Source organism: Dellaglioa sp. CoH-55-MRSF-9 (assembly GCF_056782155.1).
In genome coordinates this window covers 59,047-83,086 of sequence record NZ_JBXAYG010000004.1, presented here as the reverse complement: position 1 = coordinate 83,086, position 24,040 = coordinate 59,047, and the positions used below count along the sequence as shown (strand labels likewise).

Below are 24,040 nucleotides of genomic sequence, written 5' to 3'. Positions count from 1 at the left end.
TTATTTATCCTCTACTTGCATTAATTTTTCAACCGCTTCAATATATTTGTCACCACGTACTTCAAATGAAGGATATTGATCCCAACTAGCTGCTGCTGGGGATAACAATATAATATCATTGTTATCACTTAATTTATATGCTTCGGGAACAGCTGCAACAACATCAGTGACTTGCTTAATTTGAGTAATACCTGCCGCTTCTCCAGCATTTCGCATTAAATCAGCTGTTTCACCGAAAACAATCATTGCTTTTACATGTGCTTTAAGTACAGGCACCAATTTTTCAAACGTAAATCCTCTATCTAATCCACCAGCTAATAGTATAATTGGATTCGAAAATCCTTTTACAGCCATCTCAGTTGCTTCAATATTAGTTGCCTTTGAATCATTATAGAATTTGCGATTATGCCATGCGCTAACAAACTGTGTACGGTGGCGTACTCCTGTAAATGTCGATAATACTTCTTGAATAGCAGTATTTGTTACACCTTTAATTTTAGCAGTTACGATAGCTGCAAGCGCATTTTCAATATTATGTTCACCAGGAATATTAACTTCATCCGATTTCATAATGAATTCATTCTGATAGTAAATATTTCCGTCTTTTACATAAGCCCCTGTTTCAATTTCATCTAATCTAGAAAATGGCACAATGTTAGCAGAACTTGTTTTAGCTAGTTCACGAAGTTCTTTTAAATCCCAATTGACAACAAGAAAATCACTAGAATCTTGATTTTCAGTTATTCTCATTTTTGCTTTCACATAATTTTCTCGAGTTTTATGGTAATCCGTATGTGCCTCATAAATATTAGTAATAACGGCTATTTCTGGTTTCAATTTATCAATGCCACATAATTGAAAACTTGATAATTCAGCTACAATAATATCATTTTTGGTTACCTTTTTTGCTACGGCAACAGATGGAACACCAATATTTCCAGCGACAAATGCACGTCCTTGCTTTCTTTCTTGATTTAACATCAATGAAATCAGCGTCGTTGTAGTTGTCTTACCATTCGTTCCTGTAACCCCGATCATTGGCGCTTCAGAAATTTCATAAGCAAGCTCTGGTTCTGTAATAATAGGTAAACCTTTTTCCATTGCCTTTTCAATAAGTAAATTTGTATATGGAATTCCAGGGTTTTTTACGACTAACTCAAAATCCTCATCTAGTAAAGAGAGTGGGTGTCCGCCCGTAATCACTTTGATTCCTTCAGCCAAAAGCTCTTTAGCTTCAGGGTTATCATCAATATTTTTATGATCATTCACAGTCACAAATGCGCCTAAATCTTTTAAAAGTTTGGCTGCATTCAAGCCACTCTTTGCTAAACCTACAACTAGAACCTTTTTATTTTGATAATTCGTAATATTTTTCATTCCAATTAAATCTCCCTTTATAAAATGACTAGTAACGTTAAAATCGCAGCAATTAACCCAATAGTCCAAAAGACAATATCAATTTTCCATTCATTCCAACCACTCATTTCAAAATGATGATGAATTGGGCTCATCTTGAATATGCGTTTACCTGTTAATTTAAATGAAGCTACTTGTAAAATAACACTTGCCGTCTCACAAACAAATATAATACCAATAAAAATGAGTGATAGTTCTTGGTGTAATAAAATTGAAACGGTTGCTAATGCACCACCTAATGCTAACGATCCCATATCTCCCATGAAAACTTTAGCTGGTTTATGATTAAACCAAATGAACGCAATTAATGCGCCAATGACAGATAAACAAAAAATAAGTACATCCTTTTGTTGTTGTACTTGCGCAACAACTGCATATGCACCGAATGCAATAATTGATTGACCTGAAACAAGACCGTCAATTCCATCAGTTAAATTAACCGCATTAGAGAATCCAACAAGCCAAATAATAATGAATACAGCATAAAGAATACCGATTGAGACCTCACCAAAACCAAAGACATTAATTGCAAGTGGCAAATGTTCATGGACATAAACGACGGTGAAGATTAATCCACCAACTATTTGACCCAATAATTTTTGCCAAGGCTTTAAACCTTCATTTTGTCGTTTGAATAATTTGATACTGTCATCCCAAAATCCTAAAATAGCATATAAAAATAAGATGAAAATCATAATCATCATCGCTGGTGTCATAGAATTAGCCCATATACCTGTCCAAATTGCAGTAATAATAATAGCAATATTAAAGACAAATCCACCCATTGTTGGTGTACCAGACTTTTTCTCATGCCATTTTGGTCCTTCTTCTCTAATCATTTGCCCTTGTTTACGTATTCTAAAATAGCCAATAAATAATGGCATAAACATAAACGTTAATGCGAATCCACTTACCAACGGTATAAACATTTCTGGTTTAGTCATTGTCTTATCCTCACTCAATTCTTATTTTTTATTTAATGCTCCCGATGCTTCTTCAACATCGTCAAAATGCACTTTTTCTCGACCAAGAATTTGATAATCTTCATGACCTTTACCAGCAATTAAAATAACATCTCCTGGTTGCGCCTTTTTTATTGTTTGAGCAATTGCATCGTGTCGATCCATTATAACAGTTGCTCTATTTTCTGGAATTCCAGTCAGCATGTCTGCCATAATTTCCTTAGGATCTTCAGTTCTAGGATTATCCATAGTAAATACTGGGTAATCACTATGGTCAGCAGCAATTTTTGCCATTTTAGGACGTTTTCCTTTATCACGATCACCACCGCAGCCAACAATGCAATAAATTTTATTTTGTGCAAAATCTTGTATTGTCTCTAAGACATTTAATAACCCATCTGGTGTGTGCGCGTAATCTACAATTACACTGATACCCGTTTTAGAAGGCACTAATTGAAAACGACCTTTAACACCAGTCACTTTTTCAAGTGATTTAATAATTTGTGTTTCATCAAGTCCAGCAGCATATGCGGCACTAAACGCAGCAAGCATATTATAAACATTAAACAAGCCGATTAATTGCATTGTAACATGAGTTGTTTCACCAAAAAGAATTAAATCAAACTCAGTTCCATGACTCTTAATTTCAATATTTTTAGCTTGAATCATGGCATCATCATTTTCGATACCGTAAGATAATATTTGAGCAGAAGTAAACTGAGTAAACGTTCGAGCCACTGGGTCATCAAAATTTAAAACAGCCACTTTTGAGTCGCCTGATTCAGTATAATGATTACCCAACTGAGCAAATAACATACTTTTTGCATGTGCATAATTTTCCATTGTTTTATGAAAATCTAAATGATCTTGTGTCAAATTTGTAAAAACTGCGATATCAAAATCAATACCCCATACACGTCCTAAGACTAACGCATGTGAAGAAACTTCCATTGCAACAGTTTCAACTTTTTCTTGTTTCATTTGTGCTAAAGTTCTTTGCAATGTAATAACATCTGGAGTTGTATTATTCGAAGGATACAGTGTATCATTTATTTTACGATACATTGTACCGATTAAACCTGTTTTTTGATTTAAGTCACGATAAATTTGTTCAATCAAATGTGTAACAGTCGTCTTACCATTTGTACCAGTAACACCAATCATTCTCATCTGCTGACTTGGGACGCCATAAAATGCATCGGCAAGAATTGCCATCGCACGATTTGTATCTTGGACATAAACGACTGGAACAGGTACATCAACTGGTTTACGAGCAATAATAATCTTCGCACCTTTTTCAACCGCTTGATTCACAAAATCATGTCCATCAACTGTATAACCTTCAACAGCAACAAATAGACTATCTTCAACAACTTCTCTTGTATCTTGTGTTAATAGCTTAATATCTAACTCTGAATCAATCGCCGTTGATACTCGTTTAAATTTTAAACTTTGGATTAATTTATCTGCTCTCATATCTATATTCACCTTTTTATTTTAACGTTAATTTCACCATAGTTGATTTTTTAACAACTGTATTCGCCTTAATACTTTGAGCTGCTACATAACCACTACCCGTTGTCGTTAAGTTTAGTTTCATTAATTCTGCAGCATTCACCGCATCACTCTTTGACCAACCGGTTAAATCAGGCATAATCATTTCACCATTTGTTAATAACAATATTTTACGTCCGGATAATACAGTCGTTCCAGCAGGTGGATACTGATTAGCTACCGTTCTGCCATGTCCGATAACTGCAATATCTAGATTTTGTTCGTTTAATTTTGTTTTAGCTGATGAAGTTGAACTATTTGTAACGTCTGCTACTGTTACATTAGTCTTTGCAGTTGATACCGCTGTTGAACTGTCTTCTTCTAAAGTCCTCTTCATCAATGGATTAAATATTTGTGCCAAAATAGCATTACCACTGGTACCTTGCATATTTTGTGGTTGTTTCATCGTTACATACATAATATATTTTGGATCTTTGGCCGGCGCCATACCTACAACTGAAAAGACATAATTTGCATCACCCGTTAGATATCCAGTTCCATTTGGATCCGAAATTTGGGCAGTTCCTGTTTTTGCAGCTATCTTGTAACCATCAATTTTAAAGGCATTACCGGTCCCATAATTTTTGTAGATAACATCTTGCATCATGCTTAATACTTCTTTAGACGTTGATTTTTTAATAACTTGTCCTAAATTTGTTGTTTTAGCTTGATACGTTGTTTTTCCAGTATTAGGATCTACAATTTTATCCACAAGCGTTGGTTTGATCATCTTACCGTTGTTTGCAAATGCCGTAAAACCTTGCATCATTTGCATAGTTGTCACATTTATTCCTTGACCAAAAGCTGTATCTGCTTGTTCAATTGGGTATTGAAATTCAATACTACCTTTTGCTTCATTAGCTAATCCCAGATTTGTACTTTCCAGGAAACCAAATTTTTTAATATATTTAAGCCAAGCAGTATGCCCCATCGCTTGTTCCAACTTAGCCATACCAACATTACTTGAACGAGCGAAACCTTCACGATAAGTGATTAAACCCCAACCAGATGTATTCCAATCAGGAACAATCTTAGTTCCCACTTTTAAAACACCTGATTTATAGACGGCATTCTCATTGTAGGCATTATTTTCAATAGCAGCTGCCATTGTAAATACTTTCATAGTCGAGCCAGGTTCATAACTATCTTCAATTAGCGTATTACGCCACATCTTTGAAATACCACTTTTGGTATCTGCATTAAATGTAGGCCGTTGACTTCCTGCCAAAATTTTTCCATTTTTAGCATTCATTATAACAACATTCATTGATTTAGGATTATATGTTTTTTGTACGTTAGTTAGAGTTGTTTCAAGATACGTTTGTAATTTTGTATCAATGGTTGTATAAATATTATTTCCATTTTCAACTTTTTTTGTTTTTGTCTTTGAGTTTGGTAGTTGGTAACCATAACTATCTTTTTGGACCTTTTTTAACCCGTCTGTTCCACTTAATTGTTTATTAAATGCTAATTCTAGTCCCATTACACCAGATAAAGTTGAATCACCTTTTTTTGAAGTGCTTTTTGTCACACCAATTAAATGTGATGCAAAAACACCATTTGGATATAATCTTGCTTGTGTTTCAGTGAAATAAATACCTTTTAAATCTGCTGATTCTATCTTGTTTTTTGTTTCCAAAGATAAGTTTTTACCAGAATTACCAAATTCAACTTGGTAAGTTCCTTTTTTTGCATTCAAAATATTGTAAACTTTAGATTCTTTCATTCCAATCGCATCACTAATAACTTTTGCAGCTTTACTCTTATCAGTAACGTATAACGCTTTGTTATTTGCACCAACATATGATTTTGATAGAACTGCATAAATTGAGTAGTTTGTTGTATCTTCAGCAATCGGTTGATTTGAATCATCATAAATGGTTCCTCTATTTGCTTTATCAATTCGACTATTTTCATAAAGTGCCTGTGTTTGGCTACTTAAATTAACATCTGAAACTTTTCCACCTATTACAATATAAGAAAAACGAATGATAAACATCAAAAGAATCGCTAAAACGGCCAGGATTAGTAGCACACCAAACCTTTGCCTATTTCTACGTTTCTTTTTCATGTCATTTATCATCCGTTGCTTTTGATTATTCATTTCGTTACATTCCTTATTCTACTCTCACTTAAATTAAGACCATTTTTATTAGCGATACTATTTAATCGATCATTACTGGCAAGTTCGTTCACTTCTTGTGTCAAATCAGAACTCTTAGTTTGAATAGCTGTTATTTCGCTGTTAATATTTTGTAAAAATTGACTACTATTAGACAACTCTACCTGAGATGAAACTAGCATAAGCATAAGTACCAAAGAAATTGCACCAATTAAACCAAATAATGATTTTTCAATTCTAGAAAATGCAACACTTTGTGATCCCACTGTTTTTTTATGTATAGGTTGTTGTCTTGGATTTTCTTTATATTCTCTTGGCATTTGTCGTGCTGTGCTATTTTGTGCCATGATATGTAACCCCTTTATTATAAAATATTATTTTTTCAATCGTTTTATAATTCTCAATTTTGCTGAATGTGCACGCCTATTATTCTGTAATTCTAATTCTGATGGTAAAATTGGCTTTTTATTAACTAGTGCATAATTTGGCTGAATATTATCTGGAATTACAGGTAAACCCGGTGGTAACTCTGGTAAACTTGTTCGTTCCTTAAACATCGTTTTGACCAATCTATCTTCTAATGACTGAAATGTAATAACGCTAACTTGCCCCTTAACATTAATTAAATCAATTGCTTGCTCTAATGAATCTTCTAAAACACCCAATTCATCATTAACCGCAATTCGAATAGCTTGAAAAACTTTTTTAGCAGGGTGCCCACCTGTTCGTCTTGCACGAGCCGGAATACCCATTTTAATTAATTCAACTAATTGACTAGTTGTAACAATTTCTTCATTTTCTCTAGCATTTTCAATCTGACGAGCAATTGACTTTGCAAATTTTTCTTCACCATATCTAAAAAAGATTCTAATAAGTTCTTGATATGTCCAATTATTAACAATCTCTTTAGCTGTTAATTCTGCACTTAAATCCATCCTCATATCTAACGGCGCATCGTGCTGATAACTGAAGCCTCGTTCTGCGACATCAAATTGTGGGGATGATACACCTAAGTCATAGAGTACACCATCTACTTCCGTGACATTAAGTTCCAGTAACGCGGCTTTTAAATCTTTAAAATTGCGTTTAATAAACGTAACTTGTCCATTTTCTATGTATTTTTTTAAATGCCCTTCATTATAAGTAATCGCTGTTTGATCTTGGTCAAAAGCATATAAATGTCCCTCCGTACTTAGTTGAGACAGGATTAGGGCACTATGTCCACCGCCACCCAAAGTACAATCAACATATATACCATCTGGTTTAATAGCCAACCCATCTACTGCTTCATTTAGTAGTACTGTTTCATGTTCAAATGTCGTCATAGTTTTATCCCCTTTCATACGTGTTATTTAAAATCCAAAATCAATCATATTTTCTGCAATTTCATCAAAATTTTCTGATGCACTCTCTGAAAAACTATTCCATCGATCTTCACTCCATACTTCGAATCTGTTTGAAACACCTACTAGCACACATTTTTTTTCTAAATCAGCATGTGTTCTTAAAGGAACTGGAATATTAATACGGCCTTGTTTATCAAATTCACATTCTGTAGCTGCAGAATATAAAAATCTTACAAAAGCCCGTGAATCTTTTTTTGTTAAAGGGAGTGTTTTAAGCTTTTCTTCTAGGAGTGTCCACTCTGTTTGTGTATATCCGAATAAACAACCATCCATACCTCGAGTAATAACAAATTTCTCACCTAATTCCTCACGAAATTTAGCTGGAATAATTAATCTACCTTTAGTATCTAAAGTGTGTTTAAATTCGCCCATAAACATTGTGTACAGCCCCCCTTCATAGTAACTATTTAAATTTTACCACAATGCCCCACATTCCACCACTGAATTCCCCAATATTATGATTTTAAATGATAATATACAAAAAAACACTCAATCCTTTTTAGATTAAGTGTTTTTTACATTACTTATAATTAAAAATGTAGGACGATATCCTTAAAATAGTACTAAAAAGAGAAGCATTAAGAGGTACCATCCAAGCATATAAATATCAGTAATTTTCCAAATGGTCTTGAAAAATTTTGCATAAATTAATTCTCCATCTCGATACGCATACATAAGCGCACTAGCAATACCAATTAAGCACCAAGAAAATATTATAAATGGTGTAATCGATAAATTAAACTCTCGTACTGATAAAATATGTGTCAATAAAAGAAGTAATGGTGGTAAAAAATCAATGATTTGCAACCGTTTAGGCCAATTTTTACGTAAAATACGTTTAAGTAAAGTTAAAATTAGAATATATCCAAATATTAAAATTATCGACCCATACCAAGTTCCAAAAAATGGTAAAAGTTTCATAAATTACCCCTTTTAGATACTGCTTAAAAAGACATCATGTAATGCATTAACAGCAGTTTTTAAATCGTCCTGTTGAACTAAAATCCAAATTGTCGTATAACTATCAGTTGTTTGAAGAATATTAATATCCTTCTCAGCTAGTGCTGTTACAATTTTGGCCGTAACACCTGGTGTTCCAGTCATCCCCGCTCCCACAATTGAAACTTTCGCACAGTTTGGAAGCACTGAGACATCAATTCCAGCATCTACTAAAAGTTGTTTAGCTTTTTTTTCATCATCATTGAACAAATTAAAGAGGACTTTGCCAGGTGAGATATTAATAAAATCAACGCTCAAATTATTATTGGACATCAAATTAAAAACATCTTTTGGAGCATGATTAACTGTTTTAATTGTAAATTGACTGAGTCCAGTCACATGAGCAATACCAGTTACACTACGATAATGCTTTACACCTAAGTTTCGGTCGGTCACAAGGGTTCCCATCTCTTCAGGACTTTGCCAAGTTGAGCGAATCCGAACTGGAACATGGGCTTGTTGCGCAATTTCCACTGCACGAGGATGGATAACTTTCGCACCTTCATGAGCCATATTTGCAACTTCTTCATAACTGACTGTTTCTAGAAATTTTGCCTTTGTAACTAATCTAGGATCGGCAGTCATCATCCCTGACACGTCAGTAAAAATATCGACACGTTCAGCATCTAATGCTGCTCCAAGTAATGCAGCTGTCGTATCACTTCCACCACGCCCAATAGTCGTCGTTTGACCTTTACTTGTAGCACCTTGGAACCCAGTCACAACTAAAACATCAGCATCTTTAAATGCCTCATCAATTAAATCAGTATTAATGTTAATTACTTTAGCATTCTGAAATTCATCAGTTGTTTCAACTCCAGCATCCTGCCCTGTTAAAGCAGCAGCTTTAATGCCTTCCTTATTCAATAATTCAGAAAAAACTGCGGCAGAAATAGTTTCACCAACAGAAACAATCATATCAAGTTCTCTATTAGAAAGTAATGATTGCTCTCCATCGACAAGTCCTAATAATGAATCAGTTGCATAAGGTGCACCTTTACGCCCAATTGCTGAAACAACGACAACGACTTGATACCCTTTATCAACTGAATATTTTACGTGTTTTAAAGCTGCTCGTCTCGACTCATCGTCTTGAACCGATGTGCCACCAAACTTCTGAACCATAATTGTCATTATTTTGAACTCCCACTATTTATTATTTAGCTTTTTCTGTTACTGTTTTACTATCTTCTAATATGTCACTTTCAATGTAAATACGATGCCATACCATAAATGTTAAGACAGTCCATATTTTTCTGGAGTTATCTCTAACACCAGCACGATGTTCATCCAATAAATCTATGAAATATTGTTTGTTAAAAAATTCATCTGTTTGAGAATCATTAATAATTTGTTTAGCCCAGTCATACATTTCGTCTTTTAACCAAAAACGAATAGGCACAGGGAAACCTAATTTTTTACGATTTAAAACATGGTCAGGAACGATACCTTCAGCAGCTTTGCGTAAAGCATACTTGGTTGTTCCATGTGCAATTCTCAAATCTGCAGGCACTTCAGAAGCAACTGCAAAAACTTCTTTATCCAAAAATGGTGTTCTCAATTCTATGCTGTGTGCCATTGTTGTACGATCGGCATTATGCAATAAATCTCCATTTAACCATGTATGCATATCAATAAATTGCATTTGATCTATTTTATTGTAATCTTTTGATGCATTATAATATTGGCCAGTAATACTTTGGAATGGATGATTTTTATTATAGTCTTTAAAGAATGCTTCTTTTTCTTTTTCATTAAAAATAAAAGCATTACCAACGTAACGATCCTCCATTGGTGTCGTGCCTCGAAGAAGGAAACTTTGTCCACGCATCCCTTTAGGCATCATTTGAGCAATTTTATTCAACGCACCATTAATTGGTTTAGTGTATTTAAATCCTTTTAATGATTCAGGTTCATGATAAATAGTGTAACCACCAAATAGTTCATCAGCACCTTCACCCGTCAATGCAACTTTAACACGTTTTCTGGCCTCTTTAGCAAGGAAATATTGAGGCACAGCAGCCGGATCAGCCAAGGGATCATCCATATTCCAAATAAAATGTGGAAAAGCCTTCATAAATGCTTCAGCCGTAATAACAGAACTAAAATTAGCGACATTTAATTTTTCTGCGGTTTCTTGCGCAACATCTATTTCACTATAGCCTTCACGTTCAAATCCAACTGAAATTGTTTCTAATTTTGGATTTAATTCTTTAGCAATAGCAACAATAATAGACGAATCAATTCCACCAGATAAGAATGAACCAACTGGTACATCGGCACGCATATGCTTATCAACTGAATCAATTAAGACGTCTTTAATACGTTTAATATATGTCTCTTCTGGACGAACTACTGGATGAAATTCGGCAGAAAAATATCGTGTAATGACTGGCTTCTCGCCTAATTTTTTCGTTAAATAATGTCCAGGTTGTAACATATCAATTTCTTTAGTTAACGTTTCTGGTTCTGGTACAAATTGGAATGTCATATAATCTTGAAGTGCATCTTTATCAAATGTCTTATTTTTTAAAACTTTATAAATAGCTTTACTTTCCGAACCATAATAAAAATTGTCATCTGCTATAGCGTAATAAAATGGTTTAATCCCAAATTGATCACGGGCAGCAAAAAGTGTTTTTTCTTGCGTATCCCAGATAACAAATCCAAACATTCCGCGGAATTGCTTAACAGCTTCTGCACCGTACTTAGCATACATACCTAAAATGACTTCTGAATCAGAATCTGTTTTAAATTCATAACCATCAGCAACTAATGCTTCACGTAGTTCAATATAATTATAGATTTCACCGTTGAAAGTTAACCAGTAACGTTCATTTTCATATGAAAGTGGTTGGTGTCCGCCTTCTAAATCAATAATACTTAATCTTCTAAATCCCATTGTTATATCATCATCACTAAAATAACCTGAATCATCAGGACCACGGTGAACAATCATTTTTGTCATATTATGAACAATTTTATCGTAATCATCATTGGTATTTTTTTGTCTGTCGCTCAATACACCTGCAAATCCACACATATTTTCATCCCTCATTTTCATAAAAATCAATGTCTTATATTATAGATGATTCTACCATATATTTCAATTTAGGTTACAGTTATGTTTACTATTATAGCGTATTTGAACTAATCTTAACAACTAGATGTCTGAATTAACGAAAGCTTAAAAAATTTGGTATACTATGTATTATGTTATTCGAATAAAGGGGACTTTGATATTGATAGAATATTATACATCAACTGAGTTAGGTACAATTCAAAAAATAAAAGAATACAGTAAATCATGTTGGATTAACGTTACAAATCCTTCTGAAATAGAAATAAATGAACTTATTAAAAAGTATGCTATACCACGAGACTATATGACCGCTATTTCAGATGATCAAGAAAATTCAAGAACTGAAGGATTGTCTCAAAATATTGTTCCTGACTTAGTCTTAATGCAGTACCCTCATCGCATTAGAAACTCGCTAGGCTACTTAGAATACCAAACGTTTCCTTTTTCAATTATCTTAGCAGATGATGCAATAATTACAGTCTCAAATAGTGAACCAGATTTTATCAGTAAATTTATCGCGGATAGTCCAATTCATCAAATTAAAACGATAACATCGGATCAATTCACTTTGAAATTACTTTGGTATCTATCACAAAGTTTTGTCGTTGCGTTAAAATCTATCATTCAAGAAACCGAAAATTTAGAAAAATCACTTGCTAAAGCAACTAAAAATGAGCAATATTATCAAATGATGTCAATGCAAAAAAGTTTAGTTTATTTTGATGCTGCTTTAAAGAAAAATAATCCAGTACTTCAATCTATGGTTGACTCAAATGAGCATTTCAAACAAAAGGCAACTGATGATTTACTCACAGATGTTTTAATCGAGAACCAACAAGCCGAAACAATGACAAGCATTCAAACTAAAATATTAGAGAATTATGGTGAAATGGTTTCATCAGTTATTTCAAACAATTTAAATATTATCATGAAGGTCTTAACGTCGATGACGATTATTTTAACGATACCAACAATCGTTGGCGGTATGTTCGGCATGAACGTATCCCTTCCTGGTGCAGACACTCATTTTTCATTCTGGTGGTTACAATTAATCACGTTAATAATTTGTTTATTAACTGCTTATTATTTAAAGAAAAATGACTACTTTTAAGTTGACATTTTACTTATAAAAAAGTTATAGTTACACTATTAGATTTGAGAGGGTGGGTAAAACATGAAGAAAAAGAAATCTACATTCCAAAAAATCACAATGTTTGTCGTGTGGTTAATGATTCTTGTAACAGTCGGTGGTGTCGTTTTAACCGCAGTTATGTCAATCGCTTAATTTAAAAATAAAAATTTTAAAGGTTCCCAGCTTAATTAGCTAGGAACCTTTTTTATAAAAAAAGGCGGATTATTATATCCGTCTTTTTCTGTCTATTCTATTTAGCTAGGAAGATTCCTGGACTTTTTTTAAGTATGATACTAAGTATCAAGGTAGCAATAATCATGTTAATAATCATACTCCCACCATTGACAACTGCTGAGTACACAACTGGAGAAAGCCCCCATTGAACATATTTTGACCAAAAAATGATACCAGCCATAAAATGAGCACTGTATTTTAGAAATACAGCTATTAAAATCGCAAAAGTCAGTGATTGTATGGCACCACGCATATTTTTAGTACGCAACTGACTTAAAAAACGAGCAGAGAATAACCCAGAAAATCCTAGTACCAAATTAGCAACTGGATACTCTAAGATAGCCTGAACCGGCGTTAATACAAACGCAGTTCCAATTAAAATAGGTAATATACCATATAGTAACCCAATAATTAATCCCATTTTTAATCCGCGTCGTAAACTGTATACCACAATAGGTAACACACCTAGTGCAATATCAATATTTGGCGGATTAGGAACAAATGATAGCGCCATTGCTAAAGCGGCCATAACGACCCCTTCTAGTAATATCAATAATTTTTTTCTTTCCAACAAAAAAACCTCCTTTGACTTAGTAAACCAAGCACAAAGAAGGTGTTAATCTTCTACACACAATTCCTACGTTTGCATTAACAAACAGGTTCCAAGGGTCTGAATTTCTTCACTCTCAGCCAAAATTAATCGGCTCCCCTTTGTGTTGGTCTCCGATTAATAATATCGCATACATCCTGAAAAACGTCAAGCGTTTCCATTCCTATAATATCGGTGAAAGAAGTCTTGAAAACTGTTGCTTAAATTTCAACCAATGTGATTGATCATTAAAATACCTTTTCGTTAAAAGACTACTTTGTTCCATATCAGTTTCAAAAATTGTTTTAAGTGTGCTTGCCACACCTACATCATAAATAAATGCATTCGCTTCAAAGTTTAACTTAAAACTTCTAAAATCAAAATTAGCTGAACCAACGGATGCAACCATTTCATCAATTACAACTGTTTTAGCGTGTAAAAATCCATTGTTGTATTGATAAATTTCTACACCAATATTCGTTAGATCTTTCGCATAATACTGTGTAGCACGATAAACAAAGGCATGATCTGGCATACAAGGAATCATAATTCTAACCTGAACGCCTGAAGATACCGCAATATCTAACGCTTCTATAACAGAATCATCTGGAATTAAATAAGGTGTTTGAATATAAATATATTTTTTAGCTGAATTAATTAACTTAATATAACCTTTTTTTATTTGTTCAATTTCTGAATCAGGTCCACTAGAAACAATTTGCATGTTAACTTTACCTTTTGTAACAGTTTGTGGAAAATAACTTGACTGGTAATTAATCTGATTATTTCTCGCAGTTGCATTCCAATCCATAATGAACCTACTTTGTAGTGATCCGACAGCGTTTCCAAATACGCGAATATGTGTATCTCGCCAGTTACCAAATTTCTCACTTTCACCTAGATACTGATCACCGACATTGAATCCACCGATGTAACCGATTTTACCATCAATAACGACAATCTTTCTATGATCTCTAAAGTTCAAACGAAGATTTGAAAATGAAAAATGTGAACCCAGAAAGGCTTCTGCTTTACCGCCCAATTCCTCAAGATGTTTGAAGAATTTTTTAGTAGTTCCCTTTGATCCCAATGCATCATAGATGATTCTAACTTCAAGACCTTCATTTGCTTTCATTTCAAGTAACGTCAATAGTTCATTTCCAATATGCCCATCTTCGAATGCATAATACTCAACATGGATATGGTGTTTAGCTTTACGAATGTCTTGAAATAACGTCTTAAACTTATCATGCCCATCAATAAATAACTGAACCTCATTCTTCTTAGTTAAAATAGATTTCTCTATTTCTAAAAACATATGCATGATTTCGTTTACATCATCAGTATATTTACCGCTTGTTGTTAATTCTCCTCTGGCCCATTCTTCTTTTTGTTGATCTACTAATTGGTCAACACCCATACGACCCTGTGTTTTAATATCAAATATTTTTTCTTTTGAAATTTTCTTACCAAAAAAAAGATAAATTAAAAATCCAAAAATAGGTATACCTATCAAGACAAGAAGCCATGCCCATGTTGCAGCAATATCACGTTTTTCTCTAAAGACGGTCACAATTGCCGCTAACAAGTTCAATAAAAAAACAAGTAGCACACCAATATTTACATATGTCATATAGTCCCTCCAAAATTAATTATTTTGAATATTATTATTTTCACCAAACCATTTTTGATTTAATTCTTTTAGATAACCTTTGTTTTGCAACTCTGTTATTGCCCTATTAATTTTTAATTGCATTGTTGTATCAGATTTTCGCATACCTACCGCAAAATCTTCAGTTTTAAAATTACCATTTATCACGTTATATGCATTTGAATTCGACTGATGCTTAATAAAGTAGTTCGCATAGACATCATCAATTAAAAGTCCTTGAATTCTATCTGCATTTAAATCGATAAAAGCATTATCAAATGAATCATATTGAACAGGTTCTTTATCTTTAATATTATCTTTTAAAATATCTGGATGCAAATTTAAGCTATCAAATCCAGCTGAACCACTTTGAACACCTAAAATTTTTTGTTTCATATCAGAAAAAGAATTAATTTCACTTGATTTTTTTGTTACTAATACTTGCTTGTTCGTTAAATATGTACGACTGAAAGCAACATTCTTAGCACGTGCAGTTGTTTTTGTATACCCATTCCAGATTAAATCAATTGTCCCATTTTTTAATTCCGTTTCTTTCATAGACCAATCAATTGTTTGGAAATCAACTTGAATATCATATTTTTCAAAAACTTTTTTTGCTAAATCAACATCATATCCTACTAAACTACCATCTTTTTGTCTGAATGTCATTGGCACAAAACTATCATCAATTCCGATAACAACGGTACCCTTTTTTTGAATTGATTTCCAACTATCAACCGAATTCATTGATTGGCTACTATTGCTACAGCCAGCTAATCCTATAAACATCATCATAAATAATATTGTAAAAACAATTTTTTTTTCTAATTGATTCATTTATTATCCTCTAATCTTCTAGCGGCTTAACTTTTAATAATTTATCCGCAATATTTTCAGCAAATGGTACATCATGTGTCACTATTATTTGAGTCATTCCGTCTACTTTCAACGATAATATTAAATTCTCTACTTCCTGGCGTAGTGCTGGATCAAGTGCTGAAGTTGGTTCATCATAACACAAGATTTTAGGATTCATCGCTAATGCACGTGCAATTGCAACTCGTTGTTTCTGCCCACCTGAAAGTTGGTAAGGATATAAATGCCCTTTATTTCCGAGAGATAAGCGATCTAATAATTTTTGTGCTTCTTCCTCGGCCTGGACTTTATTACGATTTAAAACTAATTTTGGAGCTAACGTTATATTATCTAACACTGAAAGATGAGGGAATAATTGAAATTCCTGGAATACTACCCCAATAACACTTTCGTTCGTATTATTACGATATGGATCAAATGGTGAGGCATCAATTAGAATATCTCCAGAATCAATTGATTCTAACCCACTAATACATCTCAATAAAGTCGTTTTTCCACCACCAGATGGACCAACAATACTAACAATTTCACCATCATTAACTGTTAAATTAATATCATCTAAAATTAATCGTTTTCCATAATACTTTTTAATATTTTTTAACTCTAGCATAGAATTACTCCTTATTTGTAATAACTATAATGTTTTTCAATTTTCTTCAAGACAAGTGTAAATATAGCTGTTAATAACAGATAGATTGCCCCAACCATCAATAGTGGGACGAGTGTTACATCACGACTCGTCGCTACGTTACCGGCTCTTAATAAATCGCCTAACCCAATAACATATACTAAACTTGAATCTTTAACTAAATTAATAATTTCATTTCCAATTGAAGGTAAAACGATCTTGAACACTTGTGGAATAATAATTGTCCTAATAGTTTGCCAATATGATAGACGCAATACCTTTGCACTTTCATATTGACCTTTAGGAATCGATTGCAATCCACCCCTAAATATTTCAGCAAAATACGCACCATAATTCAAAATAAATGCAAATAATGCCGCATCGTATCGACCGAATACAATATGAATATGGAACTGTTGTAGTGTTGGTAGTCCATAAAACACAAAAATTAATTGTAGTAGCAGTGGTGTTCCTCGCATTAACCAAACATAAAAATTCAAAAAATACTTAATTGGTTTTATTTTTGAAATTAATCCTAATCCGACAATTAAACCAAGTGGAATCGATCCAATGATCGTCCAAAAAAATATTTCTAACGTTAATTTAGCACCATCTATTAATGATGGCAAAATTTCTAATATATAAGTCATTACATTATCTCCCTTTAGTTAAATAAAAAAATCCTCTCAAGCCAAATCAAATTGACTCAAGAGGACGATAGCCGTGGTGCCACCTCAAATTCATATTTTTCTCACGAAAAATAACTTATGTAGATTAATAAAAATGAGTATAAAAAAACTCTATAGTCATTATTGACTATAGAGGGCGACGAATCGCGGTACCACCTCAAACATCATTAAATTCTCACAAATTTAATCTTAACGAGTTTATTAAACTACAGCTATAACGGGCTTATCCCGGACTTCCCTAATTAACTAGTTTAGGAAATCAACTCGCAGATGTGTTTCAGACTTAAGAACTGTATCTTTTCAGCAATCGATACTCTCTTTAAAAGTTTGTTTAAGCCTTAATCTTCTGTTCAACGTTTTTCTTAATTGATAATAATTTAGCATACTGTCATTAACATTGTCAAGAATTAGTCTTTCTTAAACCATGAACCCATTTTTTTCCAAAAACCTTTTTGAGGCTGTTTTATTGTCATCAAGGGCACTGTTTCCCCTAGTAGTCGACGTGCTACATTACGATAACCTAATCCAGCTGGATTTTTAGAATCTAAAACAATTGGTTCACCATGATTTGATGTACTAATAACAGCATCGTCATCAACAATAATTCCTAATAAATCAATAGACAAATGACGTGTAATCTCATCAACATCCATTGCTTGACCATCTTCCATCATTTGACGACGGATACGATTAATAATTAATTTTGGTTGTTGTAATAATGGATTTTGCTCTAATAAACCTACCACGCGATCTGCATCACGAACCGCAGAAATTTCAGGCGTTGTTACAATAATAGCCATATCTGCACCAGCAATAGCATTCATAAAACCTTGCTCAATTCCAGCTGGGCAATCAATAATAACATAGTCAAACTCTTCTTTTAATTCATCAACAATTGCTTTTACTTGTTCAGGAACTAATGCTGATTTATCAGTATTTTGTGCAGCAGGTAATAAGTATAAATATTCGTTAAATCTCTTATCTTTAATGAGTGCTTGGTGTAACCGTGCACGACCCTCAGCTACGTCTACAATATCAAATAAGATACGGTTATCAAGACCTAAAACAACGTCTAAATTACGCAAACCAATATCTAAATCCATTAGAACAACCTTTTTTTCAAGAAGTGCTAATGCAGTTCCAATATTTGCAGATGATGTTGTTTTACCAACACCACCTTTACCAGATGTTACAACAATTGCTTTTCCCATCTTTAATATCCTCCAGCATGATTAAATAATTTTGGTCGAAGTGACTTTAATTCATCTCGATTGCCATAATCTATAATATGTAAATCATTAACATAGATTACAGTATCTTGACTGTTTGTTACTTTTTCATCATCTATAATATCAACTAATTCACCAATTCGTACTTGTGAAGCAGCTGAAACATCGCCCACAATAATGCTATCTGTATTATTGTTAAATCCAGCATGAATGACACCTTGAACTTCACCCATAACAAAAATATTACCAGCAGCTCGTAATTGACCACCCTGATGTAATTTACCTAAAAATAAAATATCACCTTTTAAATCAACTATTTGTCCACTTCGAATTGTTAGATAGCATAAATGAACGTTGTCATTTTCTTTTAAAATATTAGCATCTTCTATGGTCATTACTTCAGATTCGATTTTGTGTACTTTAAAATTACGGTATTCAGAAATAATTTTTTCGATTTTTTGCTTTTCATCTGCTGAAAACAATCGATTTTCTGTTTTAATATCAAACGAAATAACCGTTTCATCAGCATTCTTTTTTTCAGCACTTAAATTATTAAATAATTCTCTAAGTTCAACCAAAATTTTATCAAATCCGAAATCCTGTTTAAGAATAATTTCATAACCATCTTTATAACCTTTTAAAATAACACCTTGCATCTACGTTCACCCCTGAATTTTAATTATATCGGTTACTTAAATTCATTAATTTTGATATTGGATAGTACAAAATAATAAATACCACCAGATTAAAAGCTAAAGTTGGTCCAAACGAAGTACTAACGAATGTTGTTACAGATTCATTAGCAAATCCAATCATCTCATTGACTGCATAATACGAAACTTCTAAAACTGCCAAATCAATAAAATAAATGAGTAATATCACAATAAAAGATGGTTCGAAATATTGATATGCTATTTTAGTTAAATAAACAATTAATGGTAACAAAATCATATAAATACCCAAAATACCGGCATAATAACTATCAAATGCTAGACCAACACCAAACGCCCATAATTCAAGATGCTTATTATCTGAGTAAAAGATACCCATTATCAACCATAACAACAACAGGTGACTAACCATGATAGTCGTTTGTGATTGTAACTGTTCCATAAAAACAAATTGTATTGTACCATCCAAAAAAAAGGAAATAATAAGTCCTAACGGAAAAATATACTGTCTATTTTTATTTCTCATCTAATCTCACCTTCTAATCCAACGTCTGAGCAACTGTTACAACCGTTAGGTCACTCAAATCAACTGCAGGTTTGATATAAATTTTAGAAGCAAGTCCATAATCACCTTGCTCAACTTTAGACACAACACCAACATTTAAACCCTTTGGTGTTGTGCCTCCAAGACCAGATGTGACAACAGAATCACCTTTTTTCAAGGCTTTCTTAGAAGTAATTTGACCCATAATTAATAAATTATCTGTTTTATCATAGTCAGTAATTAAACCATTAATAATATCATCGTTTGAATTATTTACTTGAACTGCAAATCTATTAGCAGAATCATTAGTAGTCGATATTAATTCAACTTTACTATTTGTTTTATTAACTTCTATAACACGACCAATCAATCCAGAACCAGCCATCACTGGTGCGTTCTTTTTAACACCAGACGCACTACCTTTACTTATCACAAGTTGATTTAGCCAACCAGAAGGTAATCGCGTTAAAACAGATGCATTAATTGAAGTATAATCAGTCAATGTACTGTCCAATTTTAATTCCTTTTTCAGCTGTTTATTCTCATTTTTAACAGTGTCTGATTCCACTTGAACTTGTGCTAATTTATCAACTTGTTTTTTTAATTTTTGATTTTCTTGATATGTATTTAAAAGATCAGAAATACCAATAACTGAACTTTTTAAGCCATTTGCAGGATAACTAACTGCTCTATCAAATAGACCAACAACATCATTACCAAATTCTTGAATGAGCGGTGGTGTTGATTTTTTATTTCTAACGGAAACTGAAAATGAAATTAAACTAAAACTCACAATAATGGCTATTAAAATGATGATTAGTCTTCTATTTGAAAAAAATTTCTGCATGTTCGCTATCCTCCACTTACCTTATAATTAACTAAAAAATTAAGAGGCTGGATAAATAAACCACCAACCTCTTCATTTTTAGCTTATGTGATTTTTAAAATCTATCTTTTCTTCATGACGTCGATACTTTTTAATGATTCACCTGTACCAATTGCAACACAGTCGAGTGGTTCATTAGCAATAAAAACAGGCACTTTTGTAACTTCAGAAATAACTTCTGATAGGTTTTTTAATAATGCACCACCACCTGTTAATACAATACCATGGTCAATCACATCAGCAGCAATTTCTGGAGAAGTTTCTTCCAATGTTTCCTTAATAGCAGTAATGATTTCAGCAATAGATTCTTGAATAGCAACTGCAATATCAGTTGCTTTTACAGTAACTGTTTTAGGAAGACCCGTAATCAAATCACGTCCTCTGATAGTTGTATCTTCAATTGATGCAGCATCTTTAACTGATGCAGATGCAACGTCCATTTTTAATTGTTCAGCTGTTCTTTCACCAATCAATAAATTAAAGTTTTGACGAATATATGACACAATTGATTCATCCAATTTATCGCCAGCCATTCTGATAGAACGGCTTGAAACAATACCACCTAATGAAATTGTAGCAACATCTGTTGTTCCACCACCGATATCAACAACCATATTACCCGTTGGATCCATCACTGGTAATCCAGCGCCGACTGCTGCAGCAAATGGTTCTTCAATAACGTAGGCGTCACGCGCACCGGCAACACGAGTTGCATCAATAACGGCACGTTTTTCAACTTCTGTAACGCCACTAGGAACACATACCATTACATAAGGTTTACCTGCAGATTTACCTAAAGCTTTTTGAATGTAATATTTCATCATAGCAACTGTTGTGTCATAATCAGCAATTACACCGTCTTTCATTGGGCGAATAGCCACAATGCTACTTGGTGTACGACCGATCATTGCACGAGCATCTTCTCCAACAGAAACAATTTCATCAGTTTTAACATTTTTAGCGACGACTGAAGGTTCACGTAAAACAATACCTTTTCCCTCAACATACACGATTGTATTAGCTGTTCCTAAATCAATTCCTATATTCTTTGTTCCAAATCCAAACACAGTCTTTCTTCCCTTCATCGTCAGCCTTCTAGGCGCTTTTATTCGTAGTATTTACATTATATCATAATCAAAAGTGAGATTTCATTCAATATTTACTAATTTTTATTAAGTTTATCTTAAATTATTATAAGGTAATTAATTTTGAATCCATAATCTTATTAAGTTTATCATATCTAATTTCATAGAACAAGAGAGCACCCTTGATAATCAAAGGACGCCCTCTTCTTTCATACTAAGATATTTAGTATTACCCGAAATAATATGATCTAACAGCTCAATTCCCATAAGAATACCACATTTTTCAACTCTTTTAGAGAAAATAATATCATTCTTAGATGGTGTCACATGCCCACTCGGATGATTATGGACCAATATAATTTTAGCTGCACCATATTTTAATGCAACTGCAAAAATATCTCTTGGATGGACCGTTGCTGAATTCAAAGTTCCAATGAACAATGTCTCTTGTTTTACAATTTGATTTTTTGTATCCAAGAATAATCCAATTAAAAACTCTTGGTTTAATCCACCTAACTCAGCAACCATTCTAACCCCAGCATCATGACTTGAACAGATTTGTCCACAAATAAAATGAGGTTCACTGTTGATTCGTGTTCCCAGTGTAACAATAGCTTGTAATTGTAATGCTGTAGACTGATTATTCCCATCCATCAATAACTGATAATCTTTTAAACAACATTTTTTTAGTTGGCTTAAAGATTGGTAACGTGAAGAAAAATTATTAACACACTTTCCAACATCATTAGGGTTCGTTAATAATAAACTAAAAACAACCGTCAAAAGCTCTTTATCTGATAAATTATCACATTGATACTTTTGGATTTGTTCCAGTAGATATTCATTTGAGCAACTAGAAATAAGTGACATGGTGATTCCTCCTATTTTTTATTAAATACGAGAAATTCACTTATTTAAATTATTCTGATACAAAATAACTACGAACCTCCGAAATAAAGTACAACGATCCTGTCACAAGTAATAAATCATCAGAAGACATTTCGCCAACACTTTGAACTAATGCCTCTTTCCAACTTTCTTGAATGGAGACATTATCAAACTTATTAACGTTGAAATCATCTATTTTGCTTACTAGACGTGGCCCTGAAAATTGAGTTAGTATAACTCGTACATGAGGAACTGCAGCTAATTTTTCCAGCATTTGTTTGCCTTGCTTATCCGCTAGTACTGCAAAAATAATTGTGATTTCTTTATCTTGAAAATGCGTTTTAAGCAACTGCGTAATCCGATCCACTGCTGCGCTATTGTGCGCACCGTCTAAAATAACTAACGGTTCATCATTTACTTTTTCAAAACGTCCTGGCCATCGTGTCTCTGAAATACCTTGCCTAATTGATTTAGGACTAATGGCCCATCCCTGAATTTCAGCAACCTTCTCAAAAGTAGCAATTGCTGTTGCTGCATTTTCATCTTGAAATTCACCTAATAATGGCACAGAAAGTTGTTTAATATTCAATTTATTCGACGTATACGTTAAAATTTCTTCCCATGATGATTTTGTTCCCTCAGATTTAGCATTAAAATCCACTCCTAATCGAAAAATAGGACTATTTTTTAATTTAGCCTCATTATTAATCACGCTAAAGACTTCATCAGTTACTCTACCAACGATAATAGGCCGATTACGTTTAATGATACCTGCTTTTTGTTGCGCTATCTTTTCAATTGTATTACCTAATATTTTCATATGATCTAGACCAATTGTTGTAATAACTGAAATAATTGGATCAATAATATTAGTTGAATCATACTTCCCGCCTAAGCCCGTTTCAACAACTACAATATCTACAGGATTTATGCTGCCAAAGTATACAAACATCATTGCAGTAATAATTTCGAATTCAGTTGGTCCCCCCTCAAAATCGGCTAGTTCAATATCCATTCGATCAACAACTGGTTTCACGACATTTACTAAATGTAAAAGGGCGGTATCATCAATCATCTGTCCATTTAAGGAAATACGTTCATTAAATTTAACAATGAATGGTGAAGTATAAGTTCCTACATTCAACCCTTGTGCAATTAATAATTCACGTAAAAATGCAACTGTTGAGCCCTTTCCATTCGTTCCAGCAACATGAATCATCGCGATATTACCTTGTGGGTTATCTAAGCGTTCCATAAATGCTCGCATTCTATTCAAAGATGGACTTTTTTTAAATTTTGTTCGCCCATGAATAAAATTGAGTGCCTCTTCGTAAGTTGTGATCAATTTTCCGTCCCGCTTTCTAAAAAAAATAGACTTATCTCAGGTATATTGTACC

24 protein-coding genes, 1 riboswitch and 1 other annotated feature are annotated in these 24,040 nt (G+C 33.2%); of the genes, 2 read left to right on the top strand and 22 right to left on the bottom strand.

Annotation, left to right across the window (positions count from 1 at the left end; all coding sequences use genetic code 11):
- The 10 genes from murD to asnB all read right to left on the bottom strand — a co-directional run bounded on the left by murD (position 1) and on the right by asnB (position 11,502).
- Positions 1-1,377: a UDP-N-acetylmuramoyl-L-alanine--D-glutamate ligase gene (murD, locus tag AC1RPV_RS05580; RefSeq protein WP_481761680.1), complete on the bottom strand. Its 1,377-nt coding sequence runs from the start codon at positions 1,375-1,377 to the stop codon at positions 1-3.
- 17 nt (positions 1,378-1,394) lie between these two features.
- On the bottom strand, positions 1,395-2,360 hold the full coding sequence (gene mraY, locus AC1RPV_RS05575; protein WP_409022368.1) for a phospho-N-acetylmuramoyl-pentapeptide-transferase: 966 nt from the start codon (positions 2,358-2,360) through the stop codon (positions 1,395-1,397).
- Between the two features lie 21 nt (positions 2,361-2,381).
- Positions 2,382-3,854: a UDP-N-acetylmuramoyl-L-alanyl-D-glutamate--2,6-diaminopimelate ligase gene (locus AC1RPV_RS05570; RefSeq protein WP_481761679.1), complete on the bottom strand. Its 1,473-nt coding sequence runs from the start codon at positions 3,852-3,854 to the stop codon at positions 2,382-2,384.
- A 16-nt stretch (positions 3,855-3,870) separates the two neighbouring features.
- The gene (locus AC1RPV_RS05565) at positions 3,871-6,036 is read right to left on the bottom strand and encodes a penicillin-binding transpeptidase domain-containing protein (RefSeq protein ID WP_409022366.1); all 2,166 of its coding nucleotides are present in this window, start codon (positions 6,034-6,036) and stop codon (positions 3,871-3,873) included.
- A complete protein-coding gene (gene ftsL, locus AC1RPV_RS05560; RefSeq protein WP_481761678.1) occupies positions 6,033-6,401 on the bottom strand; it encodes a cell division protein FtsL in 369 nt (122 codons plus the stop codon). The genes AC1RPV_RS05565 and ftsL overlap by 4 nt, the downstream gene beginning before the upstream one ends.
- Positions 6,402-6,428: 27 nt before the next feature.
- The gene (rsmH, locus tag AC1RPV_RS05555) at positions 6,429-7,379 is read right to left on the bottom strand and encodes a 16S rRNA (cytosine(1402)-N(4))-methyltransferase RsmH (protein WP_481761677.1); all 951 of its coding nucleotides are present in this window, start codon (positions 7,377-7,379) and stop codon (positions 6,429-6,431) included.
- Positions 7,380-7,406: 27 nt separating this feature from the next.
- Positions 7,407-7,838, bottom strand: a complete 432-nt coding sequence (gene mraZ, locus AC1RPV_RS05550) for a division/cell wall cluster transcriptional repressor MraZ (protein WP_481761676.1) — start codon at positions 7,836-7,838, stop codon at positions 7,407-7,409.
- Between the two features lie 174 nt (positions 7,839-8,012).
- Positions 8,013-8,381, bottom strand: coding sequence for a DUF3397 family protein (locus AC1RPV_RS05545; protein WP_409022362.1), 369 nt, complete (start codon positions 8,379-8,381; stop codon positions 8,013-8,015).
- A 12-nt stretch (positions 8,382-8,393) separates the two neighbouring features.
- Positions 8,394-9,593 (bottom strand): aspartate kinase, encoded by a 1,200-nt coding sequence (dapG, locus tag AC1RPV_RS05540; protein ID WP_481761675.1) that lies wholly within the window; start codon positions 9,591-9,593, stop codon positions 8,394-8,396.
- Positions 9,594-9,615: 22 nt separating this feature from the next.
- Complete coding sequence (gene asnB, locus AC1RPV_RS05535) at positions 9,616-11,502, bottom strand: asparagine synthase (glutamine-hydrolyzing) (protein WP_481761723.1); 1,887 nt, start codon at positions 11,500-11,502, stop codon at positions 9,616-9,618.
- Positions 11,503-11,701: 199 nt separating this feature from the next.
- Between asnB and AC1RPV_RS05530 the strand changes: the two genes are divergently transcribed.
- Positions 11,702-12,652, top strand: coding sequence for a magnesium transporter CorA family protein (locus AC1RPV_RS05530; RefSeq protein WP_409022360.1), 951 nt, complete (start codon positions 11,702-11,704; stop codon positions 12,650-12,652).
- Positions 12,653-12,715: 63 nt separating this feature from the next.
- A complete protein-coding gene (locus AC1RPV_RS05525; RefSeq protein WP_409022359.1) occupies positions 12,716-12,826 on the top strand; it encodes a DUF4044 domain-containing protein in 111 nt (36 codons plus the stop codon).
- Positions 12,827-12,923: 97 nt separating this feature from the next.
- Here the strand turns inward: AC1RPV_RS05525 and thiT are convergent, their stop codons facing one another.
- The 12 genes from thiT to AC1RPV_RS05465 all read right to left on the bottom strand — a co-directional run bounded on the left by thiT (position 12,924) and on the right by AC1RPV_RS05465 (position 23,988).
- On the bottom strand, positions 12,924-13,478 hold the full coding sequence (thiT, locus tag AC1RPV_RS05520) for an energy-coupled thiamine transporter ThiT (protein ID WP_481761674.1): 555 nt from the start codon (positions 13,476-13,478) through the stop codon (positions 12,924-12,926).
- 46 nt (positions 13,479-13,524) lie between these two features.
- A riboswitch (TPP riboswitch) is annotated at positions 13,525-13,628 on the bottom strand.
- 52 nt (positions 13,629-13,680) lie between these two features.
- Positions 13,681-15,129 carry a cardiolipin synthase gene (cls, locus tag AC1RPV_RS05515; RefSeq protein WP_481761673.1) on the bottom strand — a complete coding sequence of 483 codons (1,449 nt, stop codon included), beginning with the start codon at positions 15,127-15,129 and terminating at the stop codon, positions 13,681-13,683.
- A 15-nt stretch (positions 15,130-15,144) separates the two neighbouring features.
- Complete coding sequence (locus AC1RPV_RS05510) at positions 15,145-15,984, bottom strand: amino acid ABC transporter substrate-binding protein (protein WP_481761672.1); 840 nt, start codon at positions 15,982-15,984, stop codon at positions 15,145-15,147.
- Between the two features lie 10 nt (positions 15,985-15,994).
- Positions 15,995-16,633 (bottom strand): amino acid ABC transporter ATP-binding protein, encoded by a 639-nt coding sequence (locus AC1RPV_RS05505; protein ID WP_409022355.1) that lies wholly within the window; start codon positions 16,631-16,633, stop codon positions 15,995-15,997.
- A gap of 11 nt (positions 16,634-16,644) precedes the next feature.
- Positions 16,645-17,301, bottom strand: coding sequence for an amino acid ABC transporter permease (locus tag AC1RPV_RS05500; RefSeq protein ID WP_409022354.1), 657 nt, complete (start codon positions 17,299-17,301; stop codon positions 16,645-16,647).
- Positions 17,302-17,469: 168 nt separating this feature from the next.
- Positions 17,470-17,703, bottom strand: a binding site (T-box leader).
- Between the two features lie 44 nt (positions 17,704-17,747).
- Complete coding sequence (gene minD, locus AC1RPV_RS05495; RefSeq protein ID WP_409022353.1) at positions 17,748-18,551, bottom strand: septum site-determining protein MinD; 804 nt, start codon at positions 18,549-18,551, stop codon at positions 17,748-17,750.
- 2 nt (positions 18,552-18,553) lie between these two features.
- Positions 18,554-19,225 (bottom strand): septum site-determining protein MinC, encoded by a 672-nt coding sequence (locus AC1RPV_RS05490; RefSeq protein ID WP_409022352.1) that lies wholly within the window; start codon positions 19,223-19,225, stop codon positions 18,554-18,556.
- A gap of 19 nt (positions 19,226-19,244) precedes the next feature.
- Entirely contained in the window at positions 19,245-19,766 is a 522-nt protein-coding gene (mreD, locus tag AC1RPV_RS05485) for a rod shape-determining protein MreD (protein ID WP_409022351.1), read from the bottom strand.
- A gap of 13 nt (positions 19,767-19,779) precedes the next feature.
- Positions 19,780-20,631: a rod shape-determining protein MreC gene (gene mreC, locus AC1RPV_RS05480; RefSeq protein WP_481761671.1), complete on the bottom strand. Its 852-nt coding sequence runs from the start codon at positions 20,629-20,631 to the stop codon at positions 19,780-19,782.
- A gap of 101 nt (positions 20,632-20,732) precedes the next feature.
- Positions 20,733-21,737, bottom strand: a complete 1,005-nt coding sequence (locus AC1RPV_RS05475) for a rod shape-determining protein (RefSeq protein ID WP_409022785.1) — start codon at positions 21,735-21,737, stop codon at positions 20,733-20,735.
- 207 nt (positions 21,738-21,944) lie between these two features.
- Entirely contained in the window at positions 21,945-22,625 is a 681-nt protein-coding gene (radC, locus tag AC1RPV_RS05470) for a RadC family protein (protein WP_481761670.1), read from the bottom strand.
- A gap of 49 nt (positions 22,626-22,674) precedes the next feature.
- Positions 22,675-23,988: a bifunctional folylpolyglutamate synthase/dihydrofolate synthase gene (locus tag AC1RPV_RS05465; protein WP_481761669.1), complete on the bottom strand. Its 1,314-nt coding sequence runs from the start codon at positions 23,986-23,988 to the stop codon at positions 22,675-22,677.
- Positions 23,989-24,040 lie beyond the last annotated feature (52 nt).

Bases quoted from the DNA above. Each gene is read 5' to 3' on its own strand.
- AC1RPV_RS05570 (WP_481761679.1), bottom strand. From the start codon at position 3,854: ATGAGAGCAGATAAATTAATCCAAAGTTTAAAATTTAAACGAGTATCA.
- mreD (WP_409022351.1), bottom strand. From the start codon at position 19,766: ATGAGAAATAAAAATAGACAGTATATTTTTCCGTTAGGACTTATTATT.
- mraY (WP_409022368.1), bottom strand. From the start codon at position 2,360: ATGACTAAACCAGAAATGTTTATACCGTTGGTAAGTGGATTCGCATTA.
- asnB (WP_481761723.1), bottom strand. From the start codon at position 11,502: ATGTGTGGATTTGCAGGTGTATTGAGCGACAGACAAAAAAATACCAAT.
- AC1RPV_RS05525 (WP_409022359.1), top strand. From the start codon at position 12,716: ATGAAGAAAAAGAAATCTACATTCCAAAAAATCACAATGTTTGTCGTG.
- dapG (WP_481761675.1), bottom strand. From the start codon at position 9,593: ATGACAATTATGGTTCAGAAGTTTGGTGGCACATCGGTTCAAGACGAT.
- ftsL (WP_481761678.1), bottom strand. From the start codon at position 6,401: ATGGCACAAAATAGCACAGCACGACAAATGCCAAGAGAATATAAAGAA.
- rsmH (WP_481761677.1), bottom strand. From the start codon at position 7,379: ATGACGACATTTGAACATGAAACAGTACTACTAAATGAAGCAGTAGAT.
- mreC (WP_481761671.1), bottom strand. From the start codon at position 20,631: ATGCAGAAATTTTTTTCAAATAGAAGACTAATCATCATTTTAATAGCC.
- AC1RPV_RS05505 (WP_409022355.1), bottom strand. From the start codon at position 16,633: ATGCTAGAGTTAAAAAATATTAAAAAGTATTATGGAAAACGATTAATT.
- AC1RPV_RS05565 (WP_409022366.1), bottom strand. From the start codon at position 6,036: ATGAATAATCAAAAGCAACGGATGATAAATGACATGAAAAAGAAACGT.
- AC1RPV_RS05500 (WP_409022354.1), bottom strand. From the start codon at position 17,301: ATGACTTATATATTAGAAATTTTGCCATCATTAATAGATGGTGCTAAA.
- AC1RPV_RS05490 (WP_409022352.1), bottom strand. From the start codon at position 19,225: ATGCAAGGTGTTATTTTAAAAGGTTATAAAGATGGTTATGAAATTATT.
- AC1RPV_RS05545 (WP_409022362.1), bottom strand. From the start codon at position 8,381: ATGAAACTTTTACCATTTTTTGGAACTTGGTATGGGTCGATAATTTTA.
- minD (WP_409022353.1), bottom strand. From the start codon at position 18,551: ATGGGAAAAGCAATTGTTGTAACATCTGGTAAAGGTGGTGTTGGTAAA.
- mraZ (WP_481761676.1), bottom strand. From the start codon at position 7,838: ATGTTTATGGGCGAATTTAAACACACTTTAGATACTAAAGGTAGATTA.
- murD (WP_481761680.1), bottom strand. From the start codon at position 1,377: ATGAAAAATATTACGAATTATCAAAATAAAAAGGTTCTAGTTGTAGGT.
- cls (WP_481761673.1), bottom strand. From the start codon at position 15,129: ATGACATATGTAAATATTGGTGTGCTACTTGTTTTTTTATTGAACTTG.
- radC (WP_481761670.1), bottom strand. From the start codon at position 22,625: ATGTCACTTATTTCTAGTTGCTCAAATGAATATCTACTGGAACAAATC.
- AC1RPV_RS05510 (WP_481761672.1), bottom strand. From the start codon at position 15,984: ATGAATCAATTAGAAAAAAAAATTGTTTTTACAATATTATTTATGATG.